Annotated in this window: 22 protein-coding genes; 20 read left to right on the forward strand and 2 right to left on the reverse strand. The window is 62.4% G+C overall.

What is annotated here, in order from left to right; genetic code table 11:
- The first annotated feature begins 73 nt into the window (after positions 1 to 73).
- Positions 74 to 832: a metalloprotease LoiP gene (gene loiP, locus AWB83_RS00305; protein ID WP_087042264.1), complete on the forward strand. Its 759-nt coding sequence runs from the start codon at positions 74 to 76 to the stop codon at positions 830 to 832.
- A gap of 57 nt (positions 833 to 889) precedes the next feature.
- Here loiP and AWB83_RS00310 read toward each other — a convergent pair whose 3' ends face one another.
- On the reverse strand, positions 890 to 1441 hold the full coding sequence (locus AWB83_RS00310) for an outer membrane protein (RefSeq protein WP_087042265.1): 552 nt from the start codon (positions 1439 to 1441) through the stop codon (positions 890 to 892).
- A 489-nt stretch (positions 1442 to 1930) separates the two neighbouring features.
- Between AWB83_RS00310 and AWB83_RS00315 the strand changes: the two genes are divergently transcribed.
- On the forward strand, positions 1931 to 3178 hold the full coding sequence (locus tag AWB83_RS00315) for a tyrosine-type recombinase/integrase (protein ID WP_087042266.1): 1248 nt from the start codon (positions 1931 to 1933) through the stop codon (positions 3176 to 3178).
- A gap of 125 nt (positions 3179 to 3303) precedes the next feature.
- Here AWB83_RS00315 and AWB83_RS00320 read toward each other — a convergent pair whose 3' ends face one another.
- Positions 3304 to 3927 carry a hypothetical protein gene (locus AWB83_RS00320; protein ID WP_087042267.1) on the reverse strand — a complete coding sequence of 208 codons (624 nt, stop codon included), beginning with the start codon at positions 3925 to 3927 and terminating at the stop codon, positions 3304 to 3306.
- Positions 3928 to 5164: 1237 nt separating this feature from the next.
- On the opposite strand from AWB83_RS00320, the gene AWB83_RS00330 reads away from it, so the two are divergent.
- The 18 genes from AWB83_RS00330 (at position 5165) to AWB83_RS00415 (ending at position 24997) form a co-directional block, all read left to right on the forward strand.
- Positions 5165 to 5386 carry an AlpA family transcriptional regulator gene (locus AWB83_RS00330; protein ID WP_087042268.1) on the forward strand — a complete coding sequence of 74 codons (222 nt, stop codon included), beginning with the start codon at positions 5165 to 5167 and terminating at the stop codon, positions 5384 to 5386.
- A gap of 23 nt (positions 5387 to 5409) precedes the next feature.
- Complete coding sequence (locus tag AWB83_RS00335) at positions 5410 to 6282, forward strand: ParA family protein (RefSeq protein ID WP_087042269.1); 873 nt, start codon at positions 5410 to 5412, stop codon at positions 6280 to 6282.
- 5 nt (positions 6283 to 6287) lie between these two features.
- The gene (locus tag AWB83_RS00340; RefSeq protein WP_167389041.1) at positions 6288 to 8027 is read left to right on the forward strand and encodes a ParB family protein; all 1740 of its coding nucleotides are present in this window, start codon (positions 6288 to 6290) and stop codon (positions 8025 to 8027) included.
- On the forward strand, positions 7975 to 8535 hold the full coding sequence (locus AWB83_RS00345; RefSeq protein ID WP_087042270.1) for a DUF2857 domain-containing protein: 561 nt from the start codon (positions 7975 to 7977) through the stop codon (positions 8533 to 8535). The genes AWB83_RS00340 and AWB83_RS00345 overlap by 53 nt, the downstream gene beginning before the upstream one ends.
- A gap of 4 nt (positions 8536 to 8539) precedes the next feature.
- Entirely contained in the window at positions 8540 to 9682 is a 1143-nt protein-coding gene (locus AWB83_RS00350) for an STY4528 family pathogenicity island replication protein (protein ID WP_087042271.1), read from the forward strand.
- A 390-nt stretch (positions 9683 to 10072) separates the two neighbouring features.
- On the forward strand, positions 10073 to 13477 hold the full coding sequence (locus AWB83_RS00355; protein ID WP_087042272.1) for an AAA domain-containing protein: 3405 nt from the start codon (positions 10073 to 10075) through the stop codon (positions 13475 to 13477).
- Positions 13478 to 13652: 175 nt separating this feature from the next.
- Positions 13653 to 14453, forward strand: a complete 801-nt coding sequence (locus AWB83_RS00360; RefSeq protein WP_087042273.1) for a PFL_4669 family integrating conjugative element protein — start codon at positions 13653 to 13655, stop codon at positions 14451 to 14453.
- A 17-nt stretch (positions 14454 to 14470) separates the two neighbouring features.
- Complete coding sequence (locus tag AWB83_RS00365) at positions 14471 to 14983, forward strand: DUF3158 family protein (RefSeq protein ID WP_087042274.1); 513 nt, start codon at positions 14471 to 14473, stop codon at positions 14981 to 14983.
- Positions 14984 to 14985: 2 nt separating this feature from the next.
- A complete protein-coding gene (locus AWB83_RS00370; RefSeq protein ID WP_087042275.1) occupies positions 14986 to 15390 on the forward strand; it encodes a single-stranded DNA-binding protein in 405 nt (134 codons plus the stop codon).
- A 174-nt stretch (positions 15391 to 15564) separates the two neighbouring features.
- Positions 15565 to 17595 carry a DNA topoisomerase III gene (locus tag AWB83_RS00375; RefSeq protein ID WP_087042276.1) on the forward strand — a complete coding sequence of 677 codons (2031 nt, stop codon included), beginning with the start codon at positions 15565 to 15567 and terminating at the stop codon, positions 17593 to 17595.
- 965 nt (positions 17596 to 18560) lie between these two features.
- Entirely contained in the window at positions 18561 to 18806 is a 246-nt protein-coding gene (locus AWB83_RS00380) for a hypothetical protein (protein ID WP_087042277.1), read from the forward strand.
- Positions 18807 to 18825: 19 nt separating this feature from the next.
- Positions 18826 to 19215 (forward strand): hypothetical protein, encoded by a 390-nt coding sequence (locus AWB83_RS00385; protein ID WP_087042278.1) that lies wholly within the window; start codon positions 18826 to 18828, stop codon positions 19213 to 19215.
- Positions 19216 to 19353: 138 nt separating this feature from the next.
- Complete coding sequence (locus AWB83_RS00390) at positions 19354 to 20070, forward strand: DUF5983 family protein (RefSeq protein WP_087042279.1); 717 nt, start codon at positions 19354 to 19356, stop codon at positions 20068 to 20070.
- 118 nt (positions 20071 to 20188) lie between these two features.
- A complete protein-coding gene (locus tag AWB83_RS00395; RefSeq protein WP_087042280.1) occupies positions 20189 to 20983 on the forward strand; it encodes an ACT domain-containing protein in 795 nt (264 codons plus the stop codon).
- A gap of 182 nt (positions 20984 to 21165) precedes the next feature.
- A complete protein-coding gene (locus AWB83_RS00400) occupies positions 21166 to 21477 on the forward strand; it encodes a DUF3085 domain-containing protein (RefSeq protein WP_279629067.1) in 312 nt (103 codons plus the stop codon).
- A 210-nt stretch (positions 21478 to 21687) separates the two neighbouring features.
- The gene (locus tag AWB83_RS00405) at positions 21688 to 23229 is read left to right on the forward strand and encodes a hypothetical protein (protein ID WP_087042282.1); all 1542 of its coding nucleotides are present in this window, start codon (positions 21688 to 21690) and stop codon (positions 23227 to 23229) included.
- A gap of 527 nt (positions 23230 to 23756) precedes the next feature.
- Positions 23757 to 24275 (forward strand): STY4534 family ICE replication protein, encoded by a 519-nt coding sequence (locus AWB83_RS00410; RefSeq protein ID WP_087042283.1) that lies wholly within the window; start codon positions 23757 to 23759, stop codon positions 24273 to 24275.
- Positions 24276 to 24385: 110 nt separating this feature from the next.
- Positions 24386 to 24997: a DUF3275 family protein gene (locus AWB83_RS00415; protein ID WP_087042284.1), complete on the forward strand. Its 612-nt coding sequence runs from the start codon at positions 24386 to 24388 to the stop codon at positions 24995 to 24997.
- Positions 24998 to 25041: the final 44 nt, after the last annotated feature.

The raw sequence follows: 25041 nt of genomic DNA on the forward strand, positions 1-25041 counted from the left end.
TCGATCTCCATCGAGCATTTCGCCGACCCGTTCGATGCGGGCTTCAAAACCACAACGTATAGAGAAAACAATCATGAGAATTTTCCGCCTGGGCGTCGCGGCTTCGGCCGTGACCGCGCTCGCTTCGTGCAGCAGCATCGGCAGCCTCAATCCGGATTCGCTCGCTCAATCCGGGCAGCTCGCGACACAGGCGCTCATGCTGAGCGACGGTGACGTGCGCACGCTCTCCGACAAATCGTGCGCGCAGATGGACAGCGAGAATCAGATCGCGCCGGCGTCGAGCCAGTACACGCAGCGCCTGAACAAGATCGCGAGCCAGCTCGGCGACAACATCAACGGCGTGCCGGTCAACTACAGGGTCTACATGACGAAGGACGTCAACGCCTGGGCGATGGCCAACGGCTGTGTGCGCGTCTACAGCGGCCTCATGGACCTGATGACGGACGACGAGGTTCGCGGTGTCGTCGGGCACGAAATGGGACACGTCGCGCTCGGCCACACGAAGAAAGCGATGCAGGTTGCCTATGCGACTTCAGCGGCGCGCTCGGTGGTCTCGTCGGGCTCGGGCATGATCGCGAGCATTTCCGGCTCGCAGCTCGGCGATCTGAGCGAGAAGTTCATCAACGCGCAGTTCTCGCAATCGCAGGAAAGCGCTGCCGACGACTACTCGTTCGACATGCAGAAGAAGAAGGGATACAGCCCCGCGGGACTCGTGACGGCGTTCCAGAAGCTCGCGTCGATCGACGGCGGGCATTCGAGCCTGCTCGATTCGCACCCGTCCTCGCCTGCGCGGGCAAAGCATATTCAGGATCGGATCGCATCGGGGAAGTGATGCGGGCGTGAGCGCGATGCGCGGGCGTCGGAACGCGCGCGCATCGGCGCAACGGAATCAGAAGAAGTAGTAATGCACGCCCACGGTCACGCTGTTGTTGTGGCGATGACCACCCTGGTAGCTCGAGACATCGCCAGTGTATTCACCCGCAACGCTCCAGTTCTTCGCAAACTTGTATTCGACGCCGCCGCCGTAGTGCAGGCGCGTGTCCGGCCAGAAGCCCGTGAAGCCCACGCGCGCGTAGGGCATGATGTTGCGGTTGACCGGCACACCGAGCTTGACATCGAAGCCGCCGTCGTCGCGGGTGGTCGAACCGCCGTGAAAGTCGGCGAAACCTTCGATGCCGACTACCAGGGGAGCGATGTCGTAGTTCACGCCGGCGACGAGGCCCGGGAACCCGGTCGTGTGCGTCGAGCGGGCATTCGGCCCCGTGATGTCGGACCAGTTGATACCGAATTTTGCACCGATGTAAGGGCCGGCGAACTCGCTGTGGGGTCCGTAGACACCCAACAACTTGAGAGCCGTCGGATTCAGCGCCTCGGAGTAAGCCTGCGTCGCGCAGAGCAGCGAAACGAACAGCGGCACGACTACTTTCTTGAAACCTGCCATGACTGAGTTGATAACCGTGAGATTGGCATTTGCCTGTTTGCGGCAACGCATCCAGCCGAGTGTTCGCGATAGGACGCGCGAATGCTTGCGTTGCGTTGTATTCACTTGCCGAACGACAAGTGATGCGCGAGGTTAGTTGTCGATGGCAAATCAAAAAAGATAGAAACGTCTGAAAGCGTGGGGCTATTCGTCACAAATTGCGATCGACATACAGGATGACGAACGAATGCGATCAGAGTCGCGGGCGCAAACAAAAAGCCCCGCAAGTTACCTTGCGGGGCTTTTCTTACTGCGCTGGCGGAGACGGAGTAATTTGGCGGAGAGAGTGTCCCACATAGTGAAATCCAGCAACCTCCACTGAGTTCCAAAAAGTCCTTGGTATCAAGGGTCTAGCGATAAATCGGGCAGTTCCGATTCCGCAAACATCCACTCGAAACCAAGGGAAACCTGGAACCATTTGCTAGTCATTTTGCTAGCACCGGAGTTTGTATGCGAACCCTCAATCGACTCACCGCAATCCACGTGACGCGTACGAAAAAACCTGGCGTCTACAGCGATGGGGGCGGTCTCTACTTGCAAGTCAGTCGGACGCTCGCCAAGTCCTGGCTTTTTCGGTACATGCGGCAAGGCAAAGCTCGTGGTATGGGTCTTGGACCTGTTCACACGGTATCGCTGGTCGAAGCCCGCATCAAGGCCCTTGATTGCCGCCGCCAGCTCGTCAACGGCATTGACCCACTCGATGACAAACTGGCCAAGCGTCGCGCCGAAAAGCGCGAACACACGAAATCATTGCCCTTCCGAGATTGTGCCAGCCAATATATCGAGGCGCATCGCCAGTCATGGAAGAACGGTAAGCACGCCGCGCAGTGGGAAAGTACGCTCGCGACCTATGCCTACCCTGTAGTGGGTGACATGCCCGTCTCCGAGATTGACACCGACGAAATCGTGCAAGTGCTCGAGCCGATCTGGGCAACCAAAACGGAAACGGCAACGCGTCTTCGTGGACGAATCGAGGCCATCCTCGCCTGGGCCACTGTCCGGCGCTATCGCGCTGGGCTCAACCCTGCACGCTGGAAGGGACATCTCGACCAGCTTCTGGCCAAGCCCTCCCGCCTACAGAAAGTCCAGCACCACGCAGCCCTGCCCTATAGCGATGCACCCGACTTCATGAAGTTGCTGCGCGCCCAGGAGGGAACGGCAGCACTCGCGTTACAACTTGTCATCCTTACGGCCAGCCGAACGAATGAAGTCATCGGCGCGCGTCGCGAGGAATTCGAGCTTGCTTCCGCCCTCTGGACCATTCCCCCCGAACGCATGAAAGCGAAACGGGAACATCGTGTGCCGCTCTCCGCGGCTGCAGTGGAACTACTCAAACCTCTGCTCGAAGCCAGTTCTGGCGAGTTTGTCTTCCCGGCGAGCCGGGTTGGCAAACACCTGTCCAACATGGCCATGCTCCAACTCCTCAAGCGAATGGAGCGAGAGGACCTGACCGTGCATGGTTTCCGATCCACCTTCAAGGATTGGGCACGTGAAACCACCGACTATCCGCGGGAAGTGTCTGAGGCCGCTCTTGCACACGTCATCGGGGACCAGACCGAAGCGGCCTATGCGCGAGGTGATCTGTTCATGAAGCGGGCGAGCCTGATGCAGGATTGGTCCGACTACCTCACGTGTCGAAGCACTCACAGCGACCGGCGTGCTGTTCGATCTGAACCGGCACTGGAATGCAACAGCTAACAGAGTTCTGACGCGAAAACCGATTCGGTATTGCGCGCTGGCGTCCGTTTTGGGCGCCGGCGACGCCACTGCCAGAAGGCCATCCTGATTAGTAGGGAGGCACGCAGCTCACACTTCTTCAACAGTCAGTCTACAAGCTGTCTGACGTAGCTCATCACTCTACCCGACAGCTCAAACAAGTCATGGGCGGAGATCCTGTGTGCCTCACTCATCTTGTAAATTTCCTCCGAGCTCTTCACGCGTCCCGATCCAGGATCCGGATAGCGACCCGCCCATGTGACGAAATGAGTGAGCATATCGAGGATGGCATGGTCCTTCGTCGATAGATTGGGGATAAATGACGCTAGTTTGCTCAAGCGATGGTGCTTGTAGTCCTTCTCCATGGTGAGGTAAGCCTCGACACCCTCACGGATGATGACCATGGCCTTCAGGCAAACCTCAAGACTGTAGCCGACCAGCATCAGCGCAACTGCACAATACTGGCTGTCGCAGACACCGCGCATTTCTTGCGGCATTAGTCCAAATTCGGGTTCGTTGCGTATCAGGGTGATCGCAGCTTCCGAGAGCGCATGCGCCTGCGCCAGCCAGAGGACCGGACTTTTGAGGTCAGTCGCCGAAGGAGGTCTCTCGGGATCAATCGGGATGCCCGCGAGATTCTGAGCAATCGCCCATTTCATCCAGGCAAGCGAGGCGTAACCTCCCGGGTCCTGCGCAAAACCGGCACGATCCGGCGCCCTGGGATCTTTCATTGACGTAAGCTCCGTCTCTGTTCAACAAGAAAATCATGCAATGAGTTTCGGCGCCAACCCACCCCCCGTTGATGGGGCTTTCCTGGCATGTCCAGTTGGAAACGTCATCGCGCGGGGCGCCAAGTTTCGAACCTAATCGGTTTCGCGGGATTTGCGCGCGTCATCCTGGTCTTGTCGGGCGTATCGCCGAGTGGACCGAATGAATTGAAGATCTCGCTATGGAACGGCCAAGCAAGTCTCCAGGCCTCATAGTGGAACGGGCCGTACTTTACCTCATCGTTCCATAGATCAGTTCATTGACGTCCTGCTCTATCGCCGGAGCGCAAAGAGATGATCTACCGCGCATCAATAAAGCTCGAGTTGATCATCCACGAACGGTTTCGTCGATGCCCAAAGATCCCCTTCTGATTTCCCCAGAGCACGTGTAATTGATATGAAAGTTTCGCAAACACCCTTTGCGCGCTTACAAACAGGCTCGATGGTGCATGCGCCGAATGTGATCGAATGCCCAATTCTTTGAACCGGTTCACAGAAATGCTTCATGCATTGGCATTACCTAGATCACTTGATCTAATTTTAGGTAGAGCGCTCTACCCAGAGTGCTTTTTGATCCATTCGTATTACCAATGGTGAACCATCGTAACGGTTCGCTGCCGGCGATGCGTGAAGCCTTGTGCTTCTCTTTTTTGAAGGAGTGTTCGTGAGCAACTGAAGTCAGGAAGGAAATGAAAAGATGGCCAGCCTTAGACCCATAGCTTTTTCTACGAGGACTCTTCACTACCTCGCCCGTGCGACGACTCGATCGCACATTGCCCATACAACGATCTCCCACTATCTGAGTATTCTGCGCCGCCGACCTTGTTCCAGCGTCGCGGGTTTCCTGCCGATCGCTTTTGGTCGCGCCACCTTGCGCAGCGCGGCCCGCTCCACCCGAATGCGCCGCGAGGCCAGCCGCCCCCTTCACCGCTACCGCATGCGTTGCGCCCTTGTCAGCGCGCCTCCTTCGGCATCGGTTGAACGGTCGTGGACTGGCCTGTCGCGCCCTGACCGACGACAGCGCATCAATTCTTAGCCGCTCGCTCCCCGACCGCGGTAATCATCCGGCGTGCCGTCGCTTTGCGACCGCACTATAGGGTGGCGCTGCGTTCCGGATTGGTGACGGTATCGCGCGCCCGTTTCGTTTGCCATACCGGTCACCCGCCCAACTCGCGCCACCGAGCGCCAAGGAGTGACTGCTATGACGCGCACCGTCGCCCCCTTCGACGAACCGATCGCCGACCACTGCATCCTGCGTCGCAAGGATGTCGAACGCCGCACCGGATTCAAGCGTTCGCACATCTACAACCTGATGCATCAAGGCAAATTTCCTCAGGCCATTCCGCTGGGTGAACGTGCCGTGGGATGGGACTCGCGCGAAATCGATCAGTGGATCGAAGAACGCAAGCAGCAACGCGACTGACGACTCGCACGAGAGGCCATGCCATGCTTGTCGTCTCGCTGATTTCCACCAAGGGCGGTGTCGGTAAAACGACGACGGCCGCCAATCTGGGAGGCTTTGCCGCCGACGCGGGACTGCGGGTGCTGCTGCTCGATCTGGACGTGCAGCCCACGCTGTCGAGCTACTTCACCGTCGCCACACGCGCCGCGGCCGGCGCCTATGAATTGCTTGCGTTCAACGAAACGGATACCAGCCGGCTCATTTCGCGTACGGCAATCGCCCGGCTCGATCTTGTCCTGTCCAATGACGATCGCGGTCAGTTGAGTTCGCTGCTGCTGCACGCCGCCGACGGGCGACTGCGATTGCGGCATCTGTTGCCAGCGTTTCGTCCGCACTACGACCTGATGCTGATCGACACGCAAGGCGCGCGCAGTGTGCTGTTGGAAGCCGCCCTGCTCGCCTCGGACCTGGCGCTGTCGCCCGTCACGCCGGAGCTTCTGTCCGCACGCGAATTCCGGCGCGGCACGCTGCGTCTGTTGGAGGACATCGCACCGTACCAACATTTGGGAATCGCGCCGCCGCCGTTGCATCTGCTGATCAACCGCATGCCGGCCGTCTCGCGCAACGCGCGCCTCATCCGGCAAACGCTGCGGGATCTCTTCGTGGCTCGCACCGACGTGCGCGTGCTCACCACCTGTATTCCCGCGCTGGAAGCCTATCCCCGCGCCTCCACGTTGGCACTGCCGGCGCATCGCGTCGAACGGCGTGCGCCGAGCGGACGCGTCGCGCCCTCCGCACTCGCCACGATGCACGCGGTGTGCGACGAGCTCTTTCCCGACTGGCGCGAGCCCTTCCATCAGCTCGCGCATCGGCTGGGGCAAGGCATGCCGCCAACGTGCACGACGGACAGGGACTGACGTCCATGGCATCGCTCACGCCCGAGGACATGGCCGCGAAGCTGCTCGCCGACGGCTTCGAGCGAAACGGCCCCGTCGCCGCCGCGCTGACCGACCCGATGGCCGACACGCCGATGGTCGTGACGCTGGATCAGTTGCGACCGTATGAACTCAATCCGCGCGTGACGCGCAACCCACGCTACGACGACCTCAAGGCCTCGATCCGCGAGCGCGGGCTGGACGCGCCACCGGCGATTACACGCCGACCGAACGAGACGCACTACATCATCCGCAACGGTGGCAATACCCGTCTGGCGATCTTGAATGAGCTGTGGGCCGACACGCGCGACGAACGGTTCTTTCGCATTTCCTGCCTGTTTCGTCCGTGGTCGCCGCGCGGCGAGATCATTGCGCTCACCGGCCATCTCGCCGAGAACGAGCTGCATGGCGCGCTCACCTTCATCGAACGCGCGCTCGCTGTGGAAAAAGCCCGTGAATTGTACGAGCAGGAAAGCGGGGGCCCGCTGTCGCAATCGGAGCTGGCCCGGCGCCTCACCCGCGACGGCTATCCCACGCCACAACCGCACATCAGCCGCATGCAGGAAGCCGTGCGGCATCTGTTGCCCGCCATCCCCACGTTGCTCTATGGCGGGCTCGGTCGGCCGCAGGTCGAACGACTCGTGGCCCTGCGCCGTGCCGCGGCACGCACGTGGGAACAGTATGGTGGGGACGACGCGACGTTCGTCGCGTTGTTCCAGGACGCGCTCGCGCTTTTCGACGGCGACGCCGCGAACTTTGCCGTCCAGCGCATGCAGGATGAATTGATCGGGCAGATGGCCGAACGGCTCGGCGCCGATTACGACGCGCTGTGCCTGGACATCGAGCACGCCGAGACTCGGCAACGTGCCCTGAGTCAGGAGCCCGCCGCAGCACTGAACGACGCGTCGTCCGTCTCCCGTAAACCCTCACCGTCACCCGGCGCGAAGGCTGCCATTCCGACCGCTGCTCCCGCGACCAACGATGCGGCGTGCGCACCCGTCACCTCGTCGCCCTCGACAGACATCAGCGCCACGCCATCGTCCGAACCGGACGCCGATGCCGGGCCAGTGCAGCAACACATCGTATCCCCCGCGCCCGACACAGAACGCTTGCAAGCGCTCCGGCAGCTGGTCGCCGAACATACCGGCGACGACACGCCGCCCGATTTCGCCAGGACCGTGATTCAGGCCGTGCCCGTGCAGGCAGGTGGGCTCTATCCGATCGCGGACGTGTGGGTCATCACCCCGACACTGGACGATCCGCTGCCTCTGCGCACGCACATCGCGCAGCTCGCGCGGGAGATCGCCGCCGAAGCCGACGTGGACGCCTGCGTGGTGGCCACCGATCAGGGCATCGGTTATCGCATCGACGACATCAGTGCGCACCGCACGTCACCCTTACCGTTTTTTTCGCGCGCGGTGCGAGGACTGCTGCTTGCGCTCACGCTCGTATCGCCGGAGTTGCCGGCCGCATCGGCGGACGCGGCCTTCGCCAGCTTGCGCCTGTCGGACGATCTGGCGCCCTTGCTACTGGGCGGCACGCTGGCGCATCCGCTGACGCGCCTGAGTGACGCCGCACTCGTGAAGCTGTATCGACTGATACGTCTCGCCCGCCGCCTGCGCGATCACCTCACGCTCCACCCAGCGCAGCGAACGGCACGCATGGAGCTTCCTGATGTCGACACCCCACCCGTTGAACCAGGCCGTGATCGCCCAGGCCCTGCATGACCTTCGTCACGGCCAGTTGCGCCGCTGCAAGGCGATGGGCTTTGGCGACGACGCGCTCGAAGCGCTCAAGCATCCGGAGATGGTGAGTCTCCTGGTCAACGCTTCGGTCGCGTGGTGCAAGGTGCAGGTCAACGGTGATGTGCTGCGCCGTCTGCTGCATCAGGCCCGCGACGTCGAACAGGAAATCGAAACGGTCGATCGCATGCTGCGTCTGGGCGCGAGCACGGAGATGGTGAGCCAGTTCTACGGCCTTACGCACCAGGAAGTCGCCCTGCGTCGCGACATGCTCGGCATGCCCAAGCGCAAGGGCCGCTGGCCGGTGCTCAGCGAGGTGCAAGAGAAAGCCGTGTGGGAACAGTGGCAACCGCGGATCAAAGCCGAAGGCGTCGATCCGCATGACGACATGGCAATGCTGGATCTGTGCATGGACACGGCGGAAACCTTGAATCTGCCCATGGCGGTCCTCTGGAACGCAATGCAGGGGTGGATGGCCCAAGGGCTCGTGTAGACCCATGGCCCCACCCCAGGCCGACGCGTATGGCAAGCCGGCGACGCGGGCGGGTGACGGCGTCCTGTTTAGCGGCAACCAGCATGAGACCGTACCGCGTGCGCTGTTTCTCGACCGCCGGCTGACGCCCCTCGAACGCAACGCCTGGCAGGTGATTCGCCTGCAACTGCAGCGCGACGGCATCACGGCGTTTCCCACCTACGACGAACTCGCCCCCTATCTTGCATCGATGCCCGGTACGAACAAGGCATCGTCGGAAACGGTCGCCCGCGCCTTGACGATCCTTCGTCTGACGCGATGGCTCAGCCTCGTCCAGCGTTGCCGCGACAAACCGACCGGACGCCATCAGGGCAACCTGTACGTGCTGCATGACGAACCGCTGTCGCCCTTCGAAGCCGTCCAGCTCGACGTGGAGTATCTCGATCTCATCGGCCGCGCGTTGAGCCACGCAAGCAAGGCGATCCAGTCGGTCGGCTATCACGTCCTCAAGGAGCTGACGAACGATCCACTGCTGTCCGGTTGCGTGTTACCCACGCGGTTACAACTCATCACGCAGCGCTTGGCGCAACAAGGTTGGCATACCCAGATGGATGACGCGATGCCGGCAACATCAAGTTATCCACAGCACGATTCCGAAGACGGTGAGGCACGCCGTCTTCGGAATCGTGACGCCCCGCCTTCGGATTCCGAATACAGCATGAAACCCGCGCCAGAAGCCCCTCTTTGGAATCCGAAGGCGGACCGTACAGTACGTATACATCTATCTTCTAATACACCTACTCCTGTACCGCGCGCGCGTGACGCGCTGCGCCTGCCACCGCGCTTCGCAGCGTTGCGCGCCGAGCAGCAAAGCGGCGCGCTGGCGGCCTTGCAACAGGTCGAACCCTCGCTGCGTCAGGCGGTGCTCGACGAATGGCAGGCACGGCTCGATGCGCATGGCGTGCGCAAGCCGGCCGGTTACCTGTTTGGCATCATCGGCAAGGCACTGCGCGGGGAGTTTCAGGCGTGGTGCGCGCCACCCGAGAAGTCCCCGACGACGCCGGCCATTACCACGTCAGCCGTGCACCCGGCCGATGCCGACGTCGCGCAGCGACACCTCGCACACCTTCGCGCACTCTTGCAGTTGCCACCGGACGAGCCGGGATGATCGTCCGGCCTCGCACTCCTTCCATTGAGCACTACGGAAGGCTATACCACTGGTATAGCTCGGCCAACACGGTGGCCAACCGCTATGAGTTTGTCATGGTGTCTCTTCGCGCAGCGTCCGTGCTGACGATGCCGCGCGAATGCCATCGTGATCCACCCAAGGCTATACCACTGGTATAGCCACGGCCCGCGCCATGCCGTGCATGGTTTGCGGAGGCCTCTTCACGTCGTCCGTGCACGCCGTCCGGCACGCTCGCCGGCGCTGGCATAATGGCGCCCTTAGCGGGGACGCTCCGGTCGCCATGGCAGGCACCCTGACTTCGCTTCGCTTGAGTCGTGTTCGTGCCTGCCGTCACCACGCGCCCCACCCCGGATCTTCGCGAGGCAGGCCTTGAACGACGAGAACAACGAACCTCTGCGCGTCCTGCGGTTTTGGCGCGACCTGGAAATCTTCAATATCCCGACCACCCCGACGGCGAAGGACAACACCCCGCAAATCAAGGTCACCACGCTGCGTCGCCGCGGCCCCCAGCGCACACTCCCCTGGCACCGCACGGAATTCGCCCCGACCGAGCCGCACGCATTCCTGCATGTCGTCTACGTGGGCGTGGCCGACGTGGAAGACCTGGCCCGCCTCGTCTTGCGCGGCATCCTGCCGGCTGACGACCTCAGCGAGCGCGAGGTGCAACGCGTGAGCGGCCAGGGGTGGCTGGCCGCCTTCGTCGTCAACGAGCATGGCGTACCGTTGCCCGACAGCTACCTCGCCGCAAGCTATGCGCACGGCGTTCATGCGTTTCGGGAGACCGGTGCGCTGGACAACGTCAACGCGCGACTGCAGCGGGCGAAGGAAGAATTCGCGCAACGCTGCCATCGTCTCGCTCAGGCGGATGAGCATGGCGATACCACCGCCTCCGCACCGGGCACGCCGCTGCGTTGGGAGGACCTGGAGGCCGAGCGCGAGGTGGTCTGCGCGCTGCTCGGCGATGGCGCCCAAAAAGCCGCGTTGGACTGGCGTGTCGTTGTGCGCACCAGCCGGATCAAGCGCAGCAAGCTCAAAGACAATCAGGAAGCGGCCACCGAATTCCTCAACTCGTTCTATCTGGACGATCTCGACCGGCTCATCGGCCAGGCCGAAAAACAGCGGCCCTTCGGCGCCGCGCTCACGCGCTATCTGGGCACCGCGATCAAGTCCGACGGACGGGTGGACATCCTCACCCAACATGCCACGATGGCGCAGCTGGTCAGTGCCCAACACCTGCCCAGGGCGCGCTGGCCCGCGCCTTCGAAGCACCCGCTAGTGCTCGCGCAACAGGCCGCCGTCGCGGAAGTGTTGCGCACCCTGGACCCCGGCAGCGGCATCCTCGGCGTGAACGGTCCACCCGGCACAGGCAAGACTACCCTGCTCTGCGACGTGATCGCCGACATCGTCACCGAACGTGCGCGGCGCATTGCAGCGCTCGACAAACCCGCGGCCTTGTTCGACGAGCCGGTGCAGATGGCCGGCATGAAGTTTTCGCCGCTCAAGCGCACCGTGGTTGACGGCACCGCCATCGTCGTCGCCAGCAACAATAACAACGCCGTCAAGAACATCACACAGGAATTGCCGGCCCGCGCCAAGATCAGCGGCGAATTCGAGCCGGTCGCGTACTTCGACGAGGTGATCCGCGAAATCTTCCGCGCGCAGAAAGTGCTCGACGACGAAAAGCAGCCCATCGACGGCTGGGGTGTCATCGCCGCTGCGCTGGGTAACGTCGGCAACCGCCGATCGTTTGCCGCGGGCTTCTTCCGCGACGAACGCAAGAGCAAACCACCCACCGCCACCCCCAACATGGCGGTCGATGCGCCGGACAACGCCGGCGACAACGAGGCAGAAGAGACCGCGGTGACGGACGATGCCACCTCGCGAACCGAACCACGCGACGAGCGTCCGCCGACCCTGAAGCAGATCCTGGAAACGGCCAGCGAGGATTACGCGCGCTATCAGGCCGAATGGAAAGCTGCGAAACGCGCGTTCCTGGACCTGCATGCCGACGTCGAAAAGCAGCGCGCCGTGCTGGTCGCCGCCGAACAGGCCGCGCGCGAACTGGATCGCAGCCGCGTGCAACGGGAAACGCTTGAAGCGTCCCTCCAGAGCGTCGCCGAAACGCTCGCTGCGAGCGAACAGGCCCTCGCGAACTCGCGTGCGCGACAAAACGACCTGCGCGCGCTCATGCAATCCCACCAGGCGATGCTCGCGCAATGCGAAGCGGCGCACTTGCCCTCGCTCTGGGACCGCCTGATGCGATGGTTCGGCCGCGAAACGCCACGCATGATCGCGCGACGCCAGGCGCTCGCGGCCCCCACGCAAGCCCTGAGTGAAACCGGCACGGCACTCAGCGCGATCAGCCGCGACATCGCGCAATCCGAAGCTGTTCTTCAGCGCGAGCGCGACCGGCATCAGGCCGTTTCGCGCGAGTTGGCGACGCTGATGCGCCAGCGCCAGGTCCACCAGCAAGCTCTGGATGCGGGCTATGCGACGGGCGCGAAGCATTTTCCGGACGACGCGTTCTGGTCCCTGCCGTCGGACACGCGTCATCGCGCAAGCATCGCGGTCGGCCCCGCACTCGATCACCTGCGCGCGCGGCTGTTCCTGCACGCCGTCGAACTGCATCGCACCACGATTCTCGCCAACGCGAGCAAGTTCATCGGCAACTTGCGCGTCGTGAACGGGATGCTGACCAACACGCTGCAGGACAAACTGCCCGCCGACCAACGGCCGCGCTTGTGGGACGTACTGTTTTTTGTGGTCCCCGTCGTGTCCACGACGCTCGCCTCGTTCGATCGCCTGTTCCTCGGCATGGAGCAGGACAGCCTCGGCTGGCTGCTGATCGACGAAGCCGGACAAGCCACACCGCAATCCGCCGTCGGTGCGATCTGGCGCAGTCGTCGCGCGGTGATCGTCGGCGATCCGCTGCAGGTTGAACCGGTCTTCACCGTACCCTTGCGCCTGACCGAAGCGTTGCGCCGCCAGCATCAGGTCGATCCGGCGTGGTCGCCCGCCGACGAGTCCGTGCAAACGCTCGCCGACCGCATCACACCGTTCGGGTCCTGGGTCAGCCGATCGACCAACGGCGTGACCGATGACACCCGCATCTGGACCGGCATGCCGTTGCGCACGCATCGGCGCTGCGACGATCCGATGTTTACGGTCGCCAACCGCATTGCCTACGCCGGCCAGATGGTGCAGGGACGCGTCGATGACGCGGGGCAACCACTTCCCACGCCGTTTTCCTGCGTCCTGGGCCAGAGCGCATGGTTCGACGTGGCCTCCAGGCGTGTGCGCCATCCCGTGTCCGAGGACGAGCTGGACGTGCTGCGCCAGTGCCTTACCGCCTTGCGACGCGAGCCCGCGCATGGCGAGGATGGCAAGCCGGCACGCCTCTATGTCATCTCGCCGTTTCGCAAGGTGAAGAACGCCTGCCAGAAGGTCGTGAAAGACGGCCAGTTCGATGGCGTTGAGTGCGGCACCGTGCATACGTTTCAGGGCAAGGAAGCCGCCATCGTCTTCCTCGTGCTGGGCACGGCGCCTGGCCCGCAGGGTGCGGGCGCCCGCGCATGGGCAACGGGTGCGCCGAACCTGCTCAACGTCGCGATCACCCGCGCCAAGTGTCGCCTCTACGTGATCGGGGATACGCAGCAGTGGGCCCGACTGGACTACGTCCGTGAACTGCACGCCGCCCTGCCCGTGATCCGTTTGCCATCCGGCACGCAGCCCTCCGCGTCGCCGGAACACATGCCCTCCCTCTTCGACGCGTAGCGCACCTCGCCACCGTCGATAGGCCACCTGTCGCGAGCTATACCAGTGGTATAGCTCGCGCGATCGCCGCCCTTCGCGATCCGAATCGGGCCGCACCGCCATGCCCTTTGTTCACTGACGACCTTCCCGGTCGCCGTCATCGTGACACCCGTCCTTCCTCGCGACGAGTGTTGCCATGGCCCATGAACCCTCCTCCCTGCAACTGAACCTCGGTGCGCTGCGCAGCGCGATGCAACTGACGCTGCACACGCATCACGCCGCACGCGTCTGGCATGGTCGGGCCGCCGCCGAAGGCCGGCCCGGCATCATCGGATTGAACGGCTTCGTCGCCGTCATGAACAAGATGAAGCGCGGTGCCGAGCAGGACGATCCGTATTCCGACTGGTGGATGCTGCGCATCGAGGAGAAGCTCGCGCAAACCAAAGCGGCATTGCAGGGATTACGGGAACAGGTCGATCAGGCGCTGGCCGATGTGCCGCCCGCACTGACGCTCGGCGACAACCTCAACATTCAGCCGGTGCGGCTGCCGCTCTTCATCAACGCGCAACTCGGTTTCATGGCGGTGTACCTGCTCGCCGACTACGACGATCTGGCGCGGCGACTGATCCTCGCGCACCACACCGCGATGATCGACCGGCGCACCTTGGAGCGCTGGCTCAACGACGGCGCGCACGCGCTGCGCAGCCTTTTCAGTCTGGCGCAGCAGTACCGCTACTCCGGCACGCAGCGCGACGACTTCGCGGCGAACAATGCCGCCGCCCGTGCCGCGCGGGAGAAGTTGGGTGAACTGCCGCAGGACGTACTCGAAGGCACGCGCCGCTCGCGCTTTGCACCACCCATCGTCCGTCGCAGTGGTCTGGCGCAGCACCCGGCATCCACCTCGACCACCACGGACCCGGCTGCGGCAGCTCTTGACGGATCGCCCGCGATGCCCGCCGACGATGACACCAACACCGCTAACACGGAGGCATCGTGATCAGCGTGCCTGACGACATGGGCGCGACGCGTCGCTTCGTACCACTAGAACAGACAGCCTTCCAGCGGCTGGAACACGCGGCCTACCTAAAAGGCCTTTTAAAACCTTTTAAAGGTAAGGGGGATCTGGAGATCTGGGCCAGCCAATGCGAAGCCCTGCGCGACGCTCTGATCGCACTGGCCGAACGCTCCGTTCTGCCGCAGGCGCGTCGAGCCCCTTTCAACCGGCTACCGGTCTATCTGGCCCAGCAAACCACTGGCGCAGGCACGACCTTTCTGCGCTGGCGCAACCTCGATCGCTCGGCCATGGGCGTCGTGCTGTGGGATGCATTGCTCGACGATCCCCACACGCCCGCGTCGTTGATCGACGACCTGTACGCGATGGAGCTGCAACGCATCGCGCTCAACATGCAAATCAGCCTGCTGCACACGCTCGCCCGTCAGGCACGCGCCGGCGTCGCCGCGATGGGGCACGCCGACAACCGCTACCACCACCGTGTCGCCCGACACGCCCACTCGAAGGAGGCTTGACCATGAGCACCCGTTTTTACGGCGAAGGCAACATCGGCTCTGCGCCGGAGTTTCGCGAATTTCCGCACGGCAACGACGATCCCGATCGATTGCTGCGCCTGAATGTCTATTTCGACAACCCTGTCCCCGTGAAGGATGGCTACGAGGATCGCGGCGGCTTCTGGGCTCCGGTGCAACTGTGGCATGAGGATGCCGAGCACTGGGCGACGCTCTATCAGAAAGGCATGCGCGTCCTCGTTGACGGCCGGATCGTTCAGGACAAGTGGACGGACAAGGACGACAACCCCCGGGTGACCTTCGTGATCGAGGCACGCTGCGTGGCCATCCTGCCCTATCGCATCGAAGCCATCGCGCTCAGTCCCAAGCCTAACAATCCACCCGACGATGACGGTCCCACTGACGGTTGACTGTAACGTCGCCAGGTCACTGGCCTGGCTCGCCCATGAGCGCCTGCGCTCAACACGGGCGCTCATCGCACCAACGCTCAATGCGGCGCGTTCGAGAAATGCATTGATACTCCGCTTCCTGATACCGCACGGCCATCGTGCCATGTGTGATCGTTACGCATACCGGGTGTCGCCGTGCGCCTCTTTCTGTGTGAGAAGCCCTCGCAGGGCAAAGATATCGCCCGTGTGCTTGGTGCCAAGCAACGCGGCGAGGGCTGCTATCACGGCAGCGGCATCACGGTCACCTGGTGCATCGGACATCTTGTCGAAGCCGCCGAACCCGAAGCCTACGGTCAGCAGTACCAGCAATGGTCCATCGATCAGTTGCCCATTCTTCCCGATCCGTGGCGCATCGAGGTCAAGCCGAAGACCGCTACACAATTCAAGATCGTCAAGGCACTGATCGCCAAGGCTGACGAACTCGTCATCGCGACCGACGCCGATCGCGAAGGCGAAATGATCGCCCGCGAGCTGCTCGATCTATGCACGTATCGTGGTCCCATCCAGCGACTTTGGCTATCGGCGTTGAACGACGCATCGATCCGGCAGGCACTCGATGCGCTGCGTCCAGGCACCGAGACACTGCCGCTTTATCACGCCGCGCTGGCCCGTTCGCGTGCCGACTGGCTGGTCGGCATGAATCTCAGTCGCCTCTTCACGCTGCTGGGGCGGCAGGCCGGTTACAGCGGCGTGCTGTCGGTCGGACGCGTGCAAACGCCGACGTTGCGCCTGGTTGTCGATCGCGATCGGGAGATCGCCCGCTTCGTGCCCGTGCCGTTCTGGGTCATCGAACTCGCGCTGACCTCCAACGGCAAGCGCTTCATCGCGCATTGGCAAGCGCCGGACGAAAGCGTCGATGACGCCGGACGCTGTCTGCAGCAGCACGTCGCACAAGGTGCGCTCGCTCGACTTCAGAGCGCCCGCGACGTTGAAGTCGTCTCCGTCGACACCGAACGCGTCCGTGAGGCGCCGCCACTTCCCTTCGATCTCGGTACGCTGCAGGAAACTTGTTCGCGTCAGTTGGGGCTCGATGTGCAGGAGACGCTCGACATCGCCCAGGCGCTCTACGAAACGCACAAGGCGACGACCTATCCCCGCACCGACTGCGGTTTTCTTCCCGAGAGCATGCGGGCCGATGTGCCGACCGTCCTCACGGCTCTGGTGGCCACCGATCCCTCGTTGCGCCCGCTGATCGCAACGCTCGATCCGACGCAGCGCTCCCGCGCGTGGAACGACGGCAAGATCACCGCGCACCACGGCATCATCCCGACGCTGGAGCCGGCCAACCTCGCGGCCATGTCCGACAAAGAGCAGGCCGTCTACCGGCTGATCCGCGCGCATTACCTGACGCAGTTCCTGCCCCACCACGAATTCGACCGAACCGTGGCGCAGCTCATCAGCGGACCGGATCGGTTGAGCGCATCCGGCAAGCAGATCGTCGTGATCGGCTGGCGCAGTGTGTTGAACGAACCGGTGTCGAACGAGGATGCCGGTAACGACGAGGACACGCCCCGCAGCCAGACCCTGCCGCCACTGGCGAAGGGCACGCGATGCGCCGTCGAACACGTCGACCTCAAGGCGCTCACCACGCAACCGCCGCGCGCCTATACGCAAGGCGAACTGATCAAGGCGATGAAGGGCGTCGCGAAACTCGTCAGCGATCCGCGCCTGAAGCAAATCCTCAAGGACACCACAGGCATCGGTACCGAAGCGACGCGCGCGAGCATCATCCAGGGACTCATCGCCCGCGGCTATCTGATCAAGAAAGGCCGCGCCGTGCGCGCCTCCGACGCCGCGTTCACGTTGATCGACGCGATGCCGGCCGCCATTGCCGATCCCGGCACCACGGCAATCTGGGAACAGGGACTCGAACGCATCGAAGCCGGCGACATGACGCTTGACGCGTTCGTGACGCGTCAAGCGACGTGGGTCACGCAGCTCGTGCAGCAATACGCACAGGCGACGTTGACGATCAAACTGCCACCATCACCACCCTGCCCCGTCTGCGGCGCGGCGATGCGGCAGCGTAATAGTCAGCACGGTCCGTTCTGGTCGTGCACACGCTATCCCGATTGCAAGGGCACATTGCCCGTCGAGAAGTCCAAGACGAAACGTCATGCCGGAAGCGCATCCCGCCATGGCCGATCGGCCGGTCACGACACCTGACACACCTTCCCCCTAGCCACCGCCCTTCTGCAAGGTGTGCGCACGCCGCTGGCGTGTGAAGGCTCCCTCTCCTCCTCGATCCTCCGGATTGCCCTGATCCTGCTGCTGGCTCGCCCGCCGACGGGTTCCCTGACCGCATGCCACGCGTGCCGTCAGGCGACCCGTCGCGGTCGCGTCTGATCGCCGCCGGCGCCCACCGGCGAAACAACGGGCTCCCTTTGTGCGCGGATGTGCGCCAGACCGTTCCGGCTCTCGCCACGACACGAGCCGGGTGCATCGCGGTAATGACGGCAGGCTTACGGCAGCCACGCCCTCGTTGCGCGACATCGTGGTCTCCTGGTCCATGCCGGATACTCCGTGTCCGGCCTCCTGTTCCGCTTCACCCGTCGCCTTACAAGCGCACTGCCATTTCCCCTTGAACAGGACAATCCGACCATGAGCGTCGCGTGGCGGTCGCTCGGTCTCGCGCCCGCGTGGTTTGCCGAGATAAATCCGTTCGCCAACGCCGTACTTGATCACAACTACCCCATGTACCCAACCTCAGCGACACGACCGGTATCGCATCAAGCCTGCGGCCGACGCGCCGCGCTATCGCGCGATCGGCAACAGCATGGCGGTGCCGTGCGTGCGCTGGATCGGCGAACGGCTCCTGCGCGCGCTGGCTGCATCCCGTCGCTGAGTCCATCAATCGGTCACGTGGCAGTTCCGTTTCCTGCGCGCACCAACGTGCCGTGCGCGTCATGGTGCACCCGTACGTGGTCGCTCCTCGACCAGTGCCCAGGCAGCCGAGGGTCTTCAAGGCTGCGCTGCGTGTCATCGCAGTGACTGCACGCCAGTCCGCTTCGCATCGCTCGCCGCGGACGCTCATCCCAACCGGATGACGATGCTCGTGTTCCCCCGACCGGATGTCACCGCATCCCCGTCGGGATGGGTGGCTGTTCTCTACCCCCTAAAAGGAGCGCTTCATGGCTACCCCGCGTGTTTCATCGTGCGCCGCTTCGCCCACGCAGCCGCACTTCGGTGCACTCGCCTGGCGACACACCGGCAAACGCCTGCCACTGCAGGTCCTTCGCAGTGTCGCCGGTTACTACATCGGCACCGCCGATGACGAAGGTCCTATCTCGCGCGAATCCGTCGAGTATTTCCCGACGCGCGATCTCGCCGAACGCACGCTGGTCGCCGATTGCTGGACCCAACGCCTTCTCCCCTGACGTCCCATCGAGGTGATCCATGCATCCGAACCATCACGATGTCTTTCGCACGCTCGCTGAACTTGAGGCCCGCGAACGTCATGCCACCGAGGCGTTTTTCGACGCCTGGAAGCACGGCGTAGCGCTGGCCGGTGTGCGGTTCTTCGGCACAGGCACGCGCGAGGCGTTCGATCTCGCGCGCACCAAATGGGATTTGTGCCCCAACGTTCGCCTGATCACGGCCGCGATCGGCCCGATGAGTGCCGGCGAAAAAGTCTTTCTCGCCGGGATGGTGAGTTTCTATGACGCACACGACGGCGGGGCACTGCTGCGTCGTGTCGGCGTTCACGGACTGTCCGATCTCGGCAGTCTGGATGCCGAGCGGCGCGAGGTCATCGCGTCGCTGCTTGTGTATTACGCCGGCTGGTAAGGCGTTTTTCGCGCCGCGTCCCGTGGCGTGTCATCCCCCGGCCAGCCCGTCCACCCGGACGGTCGCAGGCCTTTCTTCCCTCGTCGGGTTTCCATGCCCGATAGGGATGGGAATCCGCCTTGTACCCTGGAGGTTCCCATGATCGATCCCGGCAATCCCTTTCTTCGCGGCTATCACGCACTGACGATTCGCCGCGTGCTCTGCATCGTCGAGTCCGATAACGCATCACCGCCTGTCTTCCGGCCACCGCATGCGACACAGGCCCATCTGTCCGACCACGACGTGCAAGGCAAGCCGTGTGTTTTCTGCGACAGCTATGCGCTGGTTGCCGACATGCAGCCCGTGCCCGAAGCGCTGGAAATCCCGTGCCGACGATCCGGCAACGTCCGCAGCGTCGTCTACGAAGTCACCGGACGACTCGGTGATGCGTTGACGCATGTGGGCGACGTCTATTCGCTCGAAGCCGCGCAGCGGCTGATCGAACAGATCCGTTTTGACGCGGGCGTGTTCAGTCGCTGCTGGGAAATCAGCAGCCGTCATCTGAGCGAGGATGCCTGGCGCTATCTGGCTTGCCTGGCCGATGCCGGTCAGCCCAGTGGCCTGTTGTTCGAAGCGTTTCGTGTCCCCGCGAGCCACGCCATCGGCTGCAAGCTGATCGCCACACCGTGGACCGATGAACACCTGCGCGCGGTGGACGTGCAAACGGCCACCGAACTGCGTGACGAACATCGCGAGGCGCGCGTGCCCGAGACACTGATCGATCTGTTGCATCAAGCCGGTGAAGCCGACGTACGCCTTCTGATCTTCGATGCCGACGGCCGCCCCCTGGATGGGCTGCCGTTGTTCGGCCTCTGAACGGCCCTACACACGGCTCCGCTTTCTTTCCCGACGCGTTCGCGTCGTTTCTCCCTCGGGGCGTCCTGCCCCAACGGGGCGGCGTCCCTAGGTTTCTTCCGCTTGAAGGAGTTTTCCCATGGACCATGCAGCCCTTCGTACCCAATTGCCGGCACTCGTCGGCCCCTTCCTTCCCCGCAACGTGCGGTCGTTCAACTATCGCATCTACGACGATCAACCCGCTGTGTCCACGCTGGGTTTCGTGATCGATCCGCAGCCGTTCGAAGGCAAGGTGATTGCCAAAACCGACCACGCGATCATCGTTCAACTTGCACGTGCCCAGTTCGCCGTCGTCGATCGCCGCCTGGCGACTCGCGATCCGGACGTCGGCACGAAAGTCGCGGTCACGCCCTACGCACGTCACCATTTCGACGGTACGCGCCTGGACGCCCCCGTCGAGGAAATACGTCAAACGACTGACGGCCAAACGTACACTGTGCAGTCCGTCATCCTCGGTGGCTCGACCACCAAGCTGCCCGTTCCCAAACCGCGCTGTGCGGAACTGGCGGCATTGATCGAACAACTGGAGCAATTGCCGGCGCCGGATCGTTTTCGCCGCATCAGCCACCTGCTGGTCGATGCCGGGGCACACGATTTCGCGTGCGTCGATCCTGAGCCGGACGACACCACGCCACCGTCGATCGCGTTTGCAGTCGACACCGCGAGGTTTAGCGGACAAGTGACGATCCGGTACGACTATGGCATGGACCTCTACGTCATCGAATTGCATCGCGACGGCAAACCCCTCGAGCGTGTCGAGGAGATTTCCTTCGACATGCTCGGCGAGGTGCTCGAACGGCTGATCGATGATGGCCACTGGCGGCAGATTCGCATCGATGTCCTCGCCCAACCCTCACGCAAGCGGTGTGCGTGATCGAAACGTCATCACCACAAGGACGGGCGTTCCTCGCGTGAGGAACGCTCGCCACCCATTCCTCTGCCCCACGCACCGCGACATCCCACCTCACTGTCACAGGAGCCTGCACCAGGTTGCGATTTACAGCGACCGATCTGCGACCGGTACTTCTCAAAGCCCGCGAGCGCCAATGTTCCGTTTTGCTGGTCAAGGATCATGGCGTGTATTTCATGGCCGAACGTGGCGAAGCCGACCCGTCGGGCCATCGACGTCATATCGCCTATGCGTTGGAACGCAATCCCAACACGGTTACGTTCGATATCTGGTACGACCGTGCGCACGATGAGCTCTGGAGCCGTCCACCGACGCCTAACCTTCCAAACGCTACCCTATCGCATCGAAGCCCCTCGCAACTCGAGGGGCTTTTTGATTCATTGCGGGTATCAGGGACGCCGCCCCAATGGACCTGGGCAAATCCAAGGCGGTTCTCGCCACAATTGCGCCCCGACTGATGGTGGTGTTCGGCGAGTAAGAGTCATTCTTTGCGGCAGCCATTTGAACATTTTTGCGCCCCCCTTCGCCCCCGTGAAAGTCTCTTCCACATACTGACGATGTGCGTCGCCTCATCGGGCCAAGCCGACCTTCGTGTATCCTTTCACGACCGTATCCAAGTGTATTCGCTCAATTGACCATAAGGCTCACTCAAGCCTTGACACTAAACTATGTTGATCGCCAAGCCCGAAGATTCAGCCAACTTTTTCAAACTTTCGTTCGACGAACTCGGCGAAGTTTTTCTTAGCGGGGTGCTTCTGACAAAGCTGCCAGCCGTCGATGGGCCTGATCCGGTCACGCTTCAGCTTGGACTGTCTGACCTCTTCCTTGGGACGGCTCTGGAAGGTCTCACGCGCAATTCGTCGGTCAGCATTCATAGCACCAGTCGACCTGGAAGGGATATTGCTACATTCTTATCGGTACTTTTGGGCGACCTGGTTGACGATGCGTTGTCCCATGTGGGAGCACGAGAGGCCAAGCCGCTAGGTGAATTCTTTGGCTCCAAGTTGCGCACGGTTTTGGGCTACCTACGCGATGGAGATTCTTGCGATCTACAGCCGGCGATAGAGTCGTTTGAGCAGGAGGCAGAAGACGAGTTCGGTGTCCCTATCTTCAGCATCCGGGTCTATAAGCAGAAGTTCCTCGACGCGTTCAAGGCCAATGTCGTTAGCAGCGTCAACTTTCAAGAGAAAGCACACGAAGTCATGAGCTCATTTGCCGATCTGTCTCAGCCTGCTGTGGCGATCGACAAACAGCTCGGATTCTTGCGCGACTACTTGGACCAGCGGAGCAATGCGACTGGGGAGACAACGTTCAGTTTTTCGCTAAGCAGCGTGAACTTCCGACGCGTGATACAGCCCGTCGAGGGTGCGGGCGGCCAGGCGATCATGCCGACGCCGCTGTCGAGCGACGCAGGCGTCAAAGCGATTCTGCCGTTTGTCTTGGCGGTGAAAGGCGAACTGGATATCAATCAAGTAAAGATCACAAGCCCGGTTCAGCAGATAGACGCAATCGAGATTCAGTTCTCTATTCGTCGCCCGGCAGTCAGAAACGTGCTGGGCGCGACGTACTGTGCGCTCACGCCTGAAAAGCGGCGACTCATGTCCGAAGCTGAGATCAAGGTCTACGAGGATATGGTGCGCCAGTTGCAGGCAAACCTTTGCTTTGCTGGGAAGCCCAAGCTGGAACAAGAATTCGCCCAGTTCGCAAGTTGGGCCGTCAAGCAGGTCGCTTACTGCCTCGAAGAGCCGAGCTTTCTGAAGACACCCGCGCTTAATTGGCTCAAATCACATGATGGCGTCGGTTATCAACGCATGGAGGACGATTTCTTCTTGCCGTTTCTGTACGAGCGCCTTCGGGACAAGTTCGGTCCGCTGGTGTCGAAAAAGCCGGAGCGCTTCGGCGGAAATGTCGACATCCTGTTTGGGGACGTGCCAGTTGAGCTAAAGGCGCGCAGAGGCCAGAAGACAGCCTTGGTGGACACGCTAATCGACGAAAAATACAAACCCACTGGCCAGGCGGCTTCGTATGCAGCGCTGACGGGCCTTGGCTGCGTCCTCGTTCTGGATGTCCCGACGGAGTCTCCGTCTGCCACAAATCTGACGGCGTGTGTCAAGGTCGTGACCCGTCGTTTTCCCGAGGCACAGCAGCCGACCTCGGTCGTCGTCTTCATTTTTCAATGTGACACGCCGCGCCCCAGCGACGCGGACTGATTACGAAGGGAACCCTCCTTAGTAATTCCCAATAGCCGCCGAGGCTATGGCGTTGTATGCGCGCATGGCCGGAACTGATCTTACAGGTGGAGCGATGCGGCTTCTATCAGCGAGTTCCGGAAACGATCATTCCTTGGACCTCCACCGAGACATTCGCCGAACCATCATGTACCGCTATCTAGAGCGGTCGCTCGCTTTCTTGCAAACAACAGTCCCGAATAAGGGACTGTGCTCCATCGGTTTTTCACTCGCCTAGCCCCACACGAGCAAGCAAGCTTCGCCCATGTCTCGCTGCTCCGTCAGCGACATGCCCAGGTCGCCATGATCATCAAGGCGACGCCGGAGGTTTCCACTCCGTTGATCAAACCCGTTCGCACCCGGCATCCCTGCGCGAACAGCCATCGCTCTCGATGGTGATGCCACGGTAGTCCACTCGGATCTCACGATCCCTTTCATCTACCCACGCGGGGGTATCACACCTCCCGTCGGGGCCGGTGTGTCTCCGCATGCCCATCTGGAGATTCACCATGACCACGTCTTCCACCGAGAAATCATATTTCGATCTGCACGTGACTGGCCTCGGCTACGTCAACCGCATCCGCGAGGTCACACCGCGCAAAGGCGATGCGTTTCTCGCCTGCGACATCGCCGCGCTCAATGGTCCCAGCGACAAGCCCGAATATCGCTACTTCGACGTACGCGTGTCCGGCGCCGACGCGCAACATCTGATCCGCCGTTGCGAAGAAGCCGTCAAGGCCGAACGCAAGGTGCTGATAGGTTTTCGCCTTGGCGACCTGTGGCCCGATCTCTTCACCTACACGAAGGGAAAGAAGCAGGGCGAAGCAGGCGTCAGCCTGAAAGGTCGGCTGCTCTTCGTAAGCTGGATCAAGGTCGACGGCAAGCTCGTCTACAAGGCCGAGTCCAAAGCGACTGACGATACCGCGCGCGAGAACCTCCCCAGCTCGCACGAGGAACCGGCGGCAGCAGAGTCCCCTACCTCTGAAAGTGCTCCCGCCGACACGCCAGCGCTGGCCGAGTCGTTCTGATCCACAAGGCCCCACGCTCCGAAGCACGGGGCCTTGTTCTCTTCTCGATCATCGTTCACCGATGCCGCGCTTCGGTGGCGCTCGATCACGTACGCGTGAGGAGTTGCTCCATGATCACGATCTCCGGCCAGTTGGCCATCAAGACCATCCATGGACGAAACGGCGACTTCAACGTCGGTCGTCTCGCCACCTCGATCGGCGAATTCGTCATCAAGAACGCCGAACTCGATCAGTACCGAGAAGGCAAGTACGAGGGTGATTTCGTCATCACCGAAATCCGGCCATCAACGTACAGCACGAGTGGCCGCATGGTCATCGAAATCCGCGCCCATCTGGGCGGCATGACCTTATCGAACATCGACGCCCTGAGTCGGGACGAAGCCACCCGGCTGAGTCCGCAGGAGGTCGATCCGATCGACGAGGAAACCTCGTCACCAGCGCCGTCTACAGCTCCCGTTGCAGCCGACCTGGCGACAACGCGCGCCAGCGATCCACTGGTCGATACCTCGCCCTTCGGCGCGGAGTCACCCGTCGTGACGAAGTCCGACGACGCCTCTACGGACGACGTCGCGCTCTTCGGCATGCTCTGGCCGCTCGGCGACATCGTCAAGCTCGATGCCACCGTCGATCGGCGCCTGCTGCGTCAGCAGCGGGATCGTCTCGGCACGCTGGGTTACGAATTCGCACCGCTCTCGCAGGACTGGCACCGCATCGCCGCCTGATCGCCTGTTCCCCGGTTTCCACCTCCCCGTTCGGGGCAACCGCT

Origin of the sequence: Caballeronia ptereochthonis (assembly GCF_001545075.1) — a bacterium.
GTDB lineage: Bacteria > Pseudomonadota > Gammaproteobacteria > Burkholderiales > Burkholderiaceae > Caballeronia > Caballeronia ptereochthonis.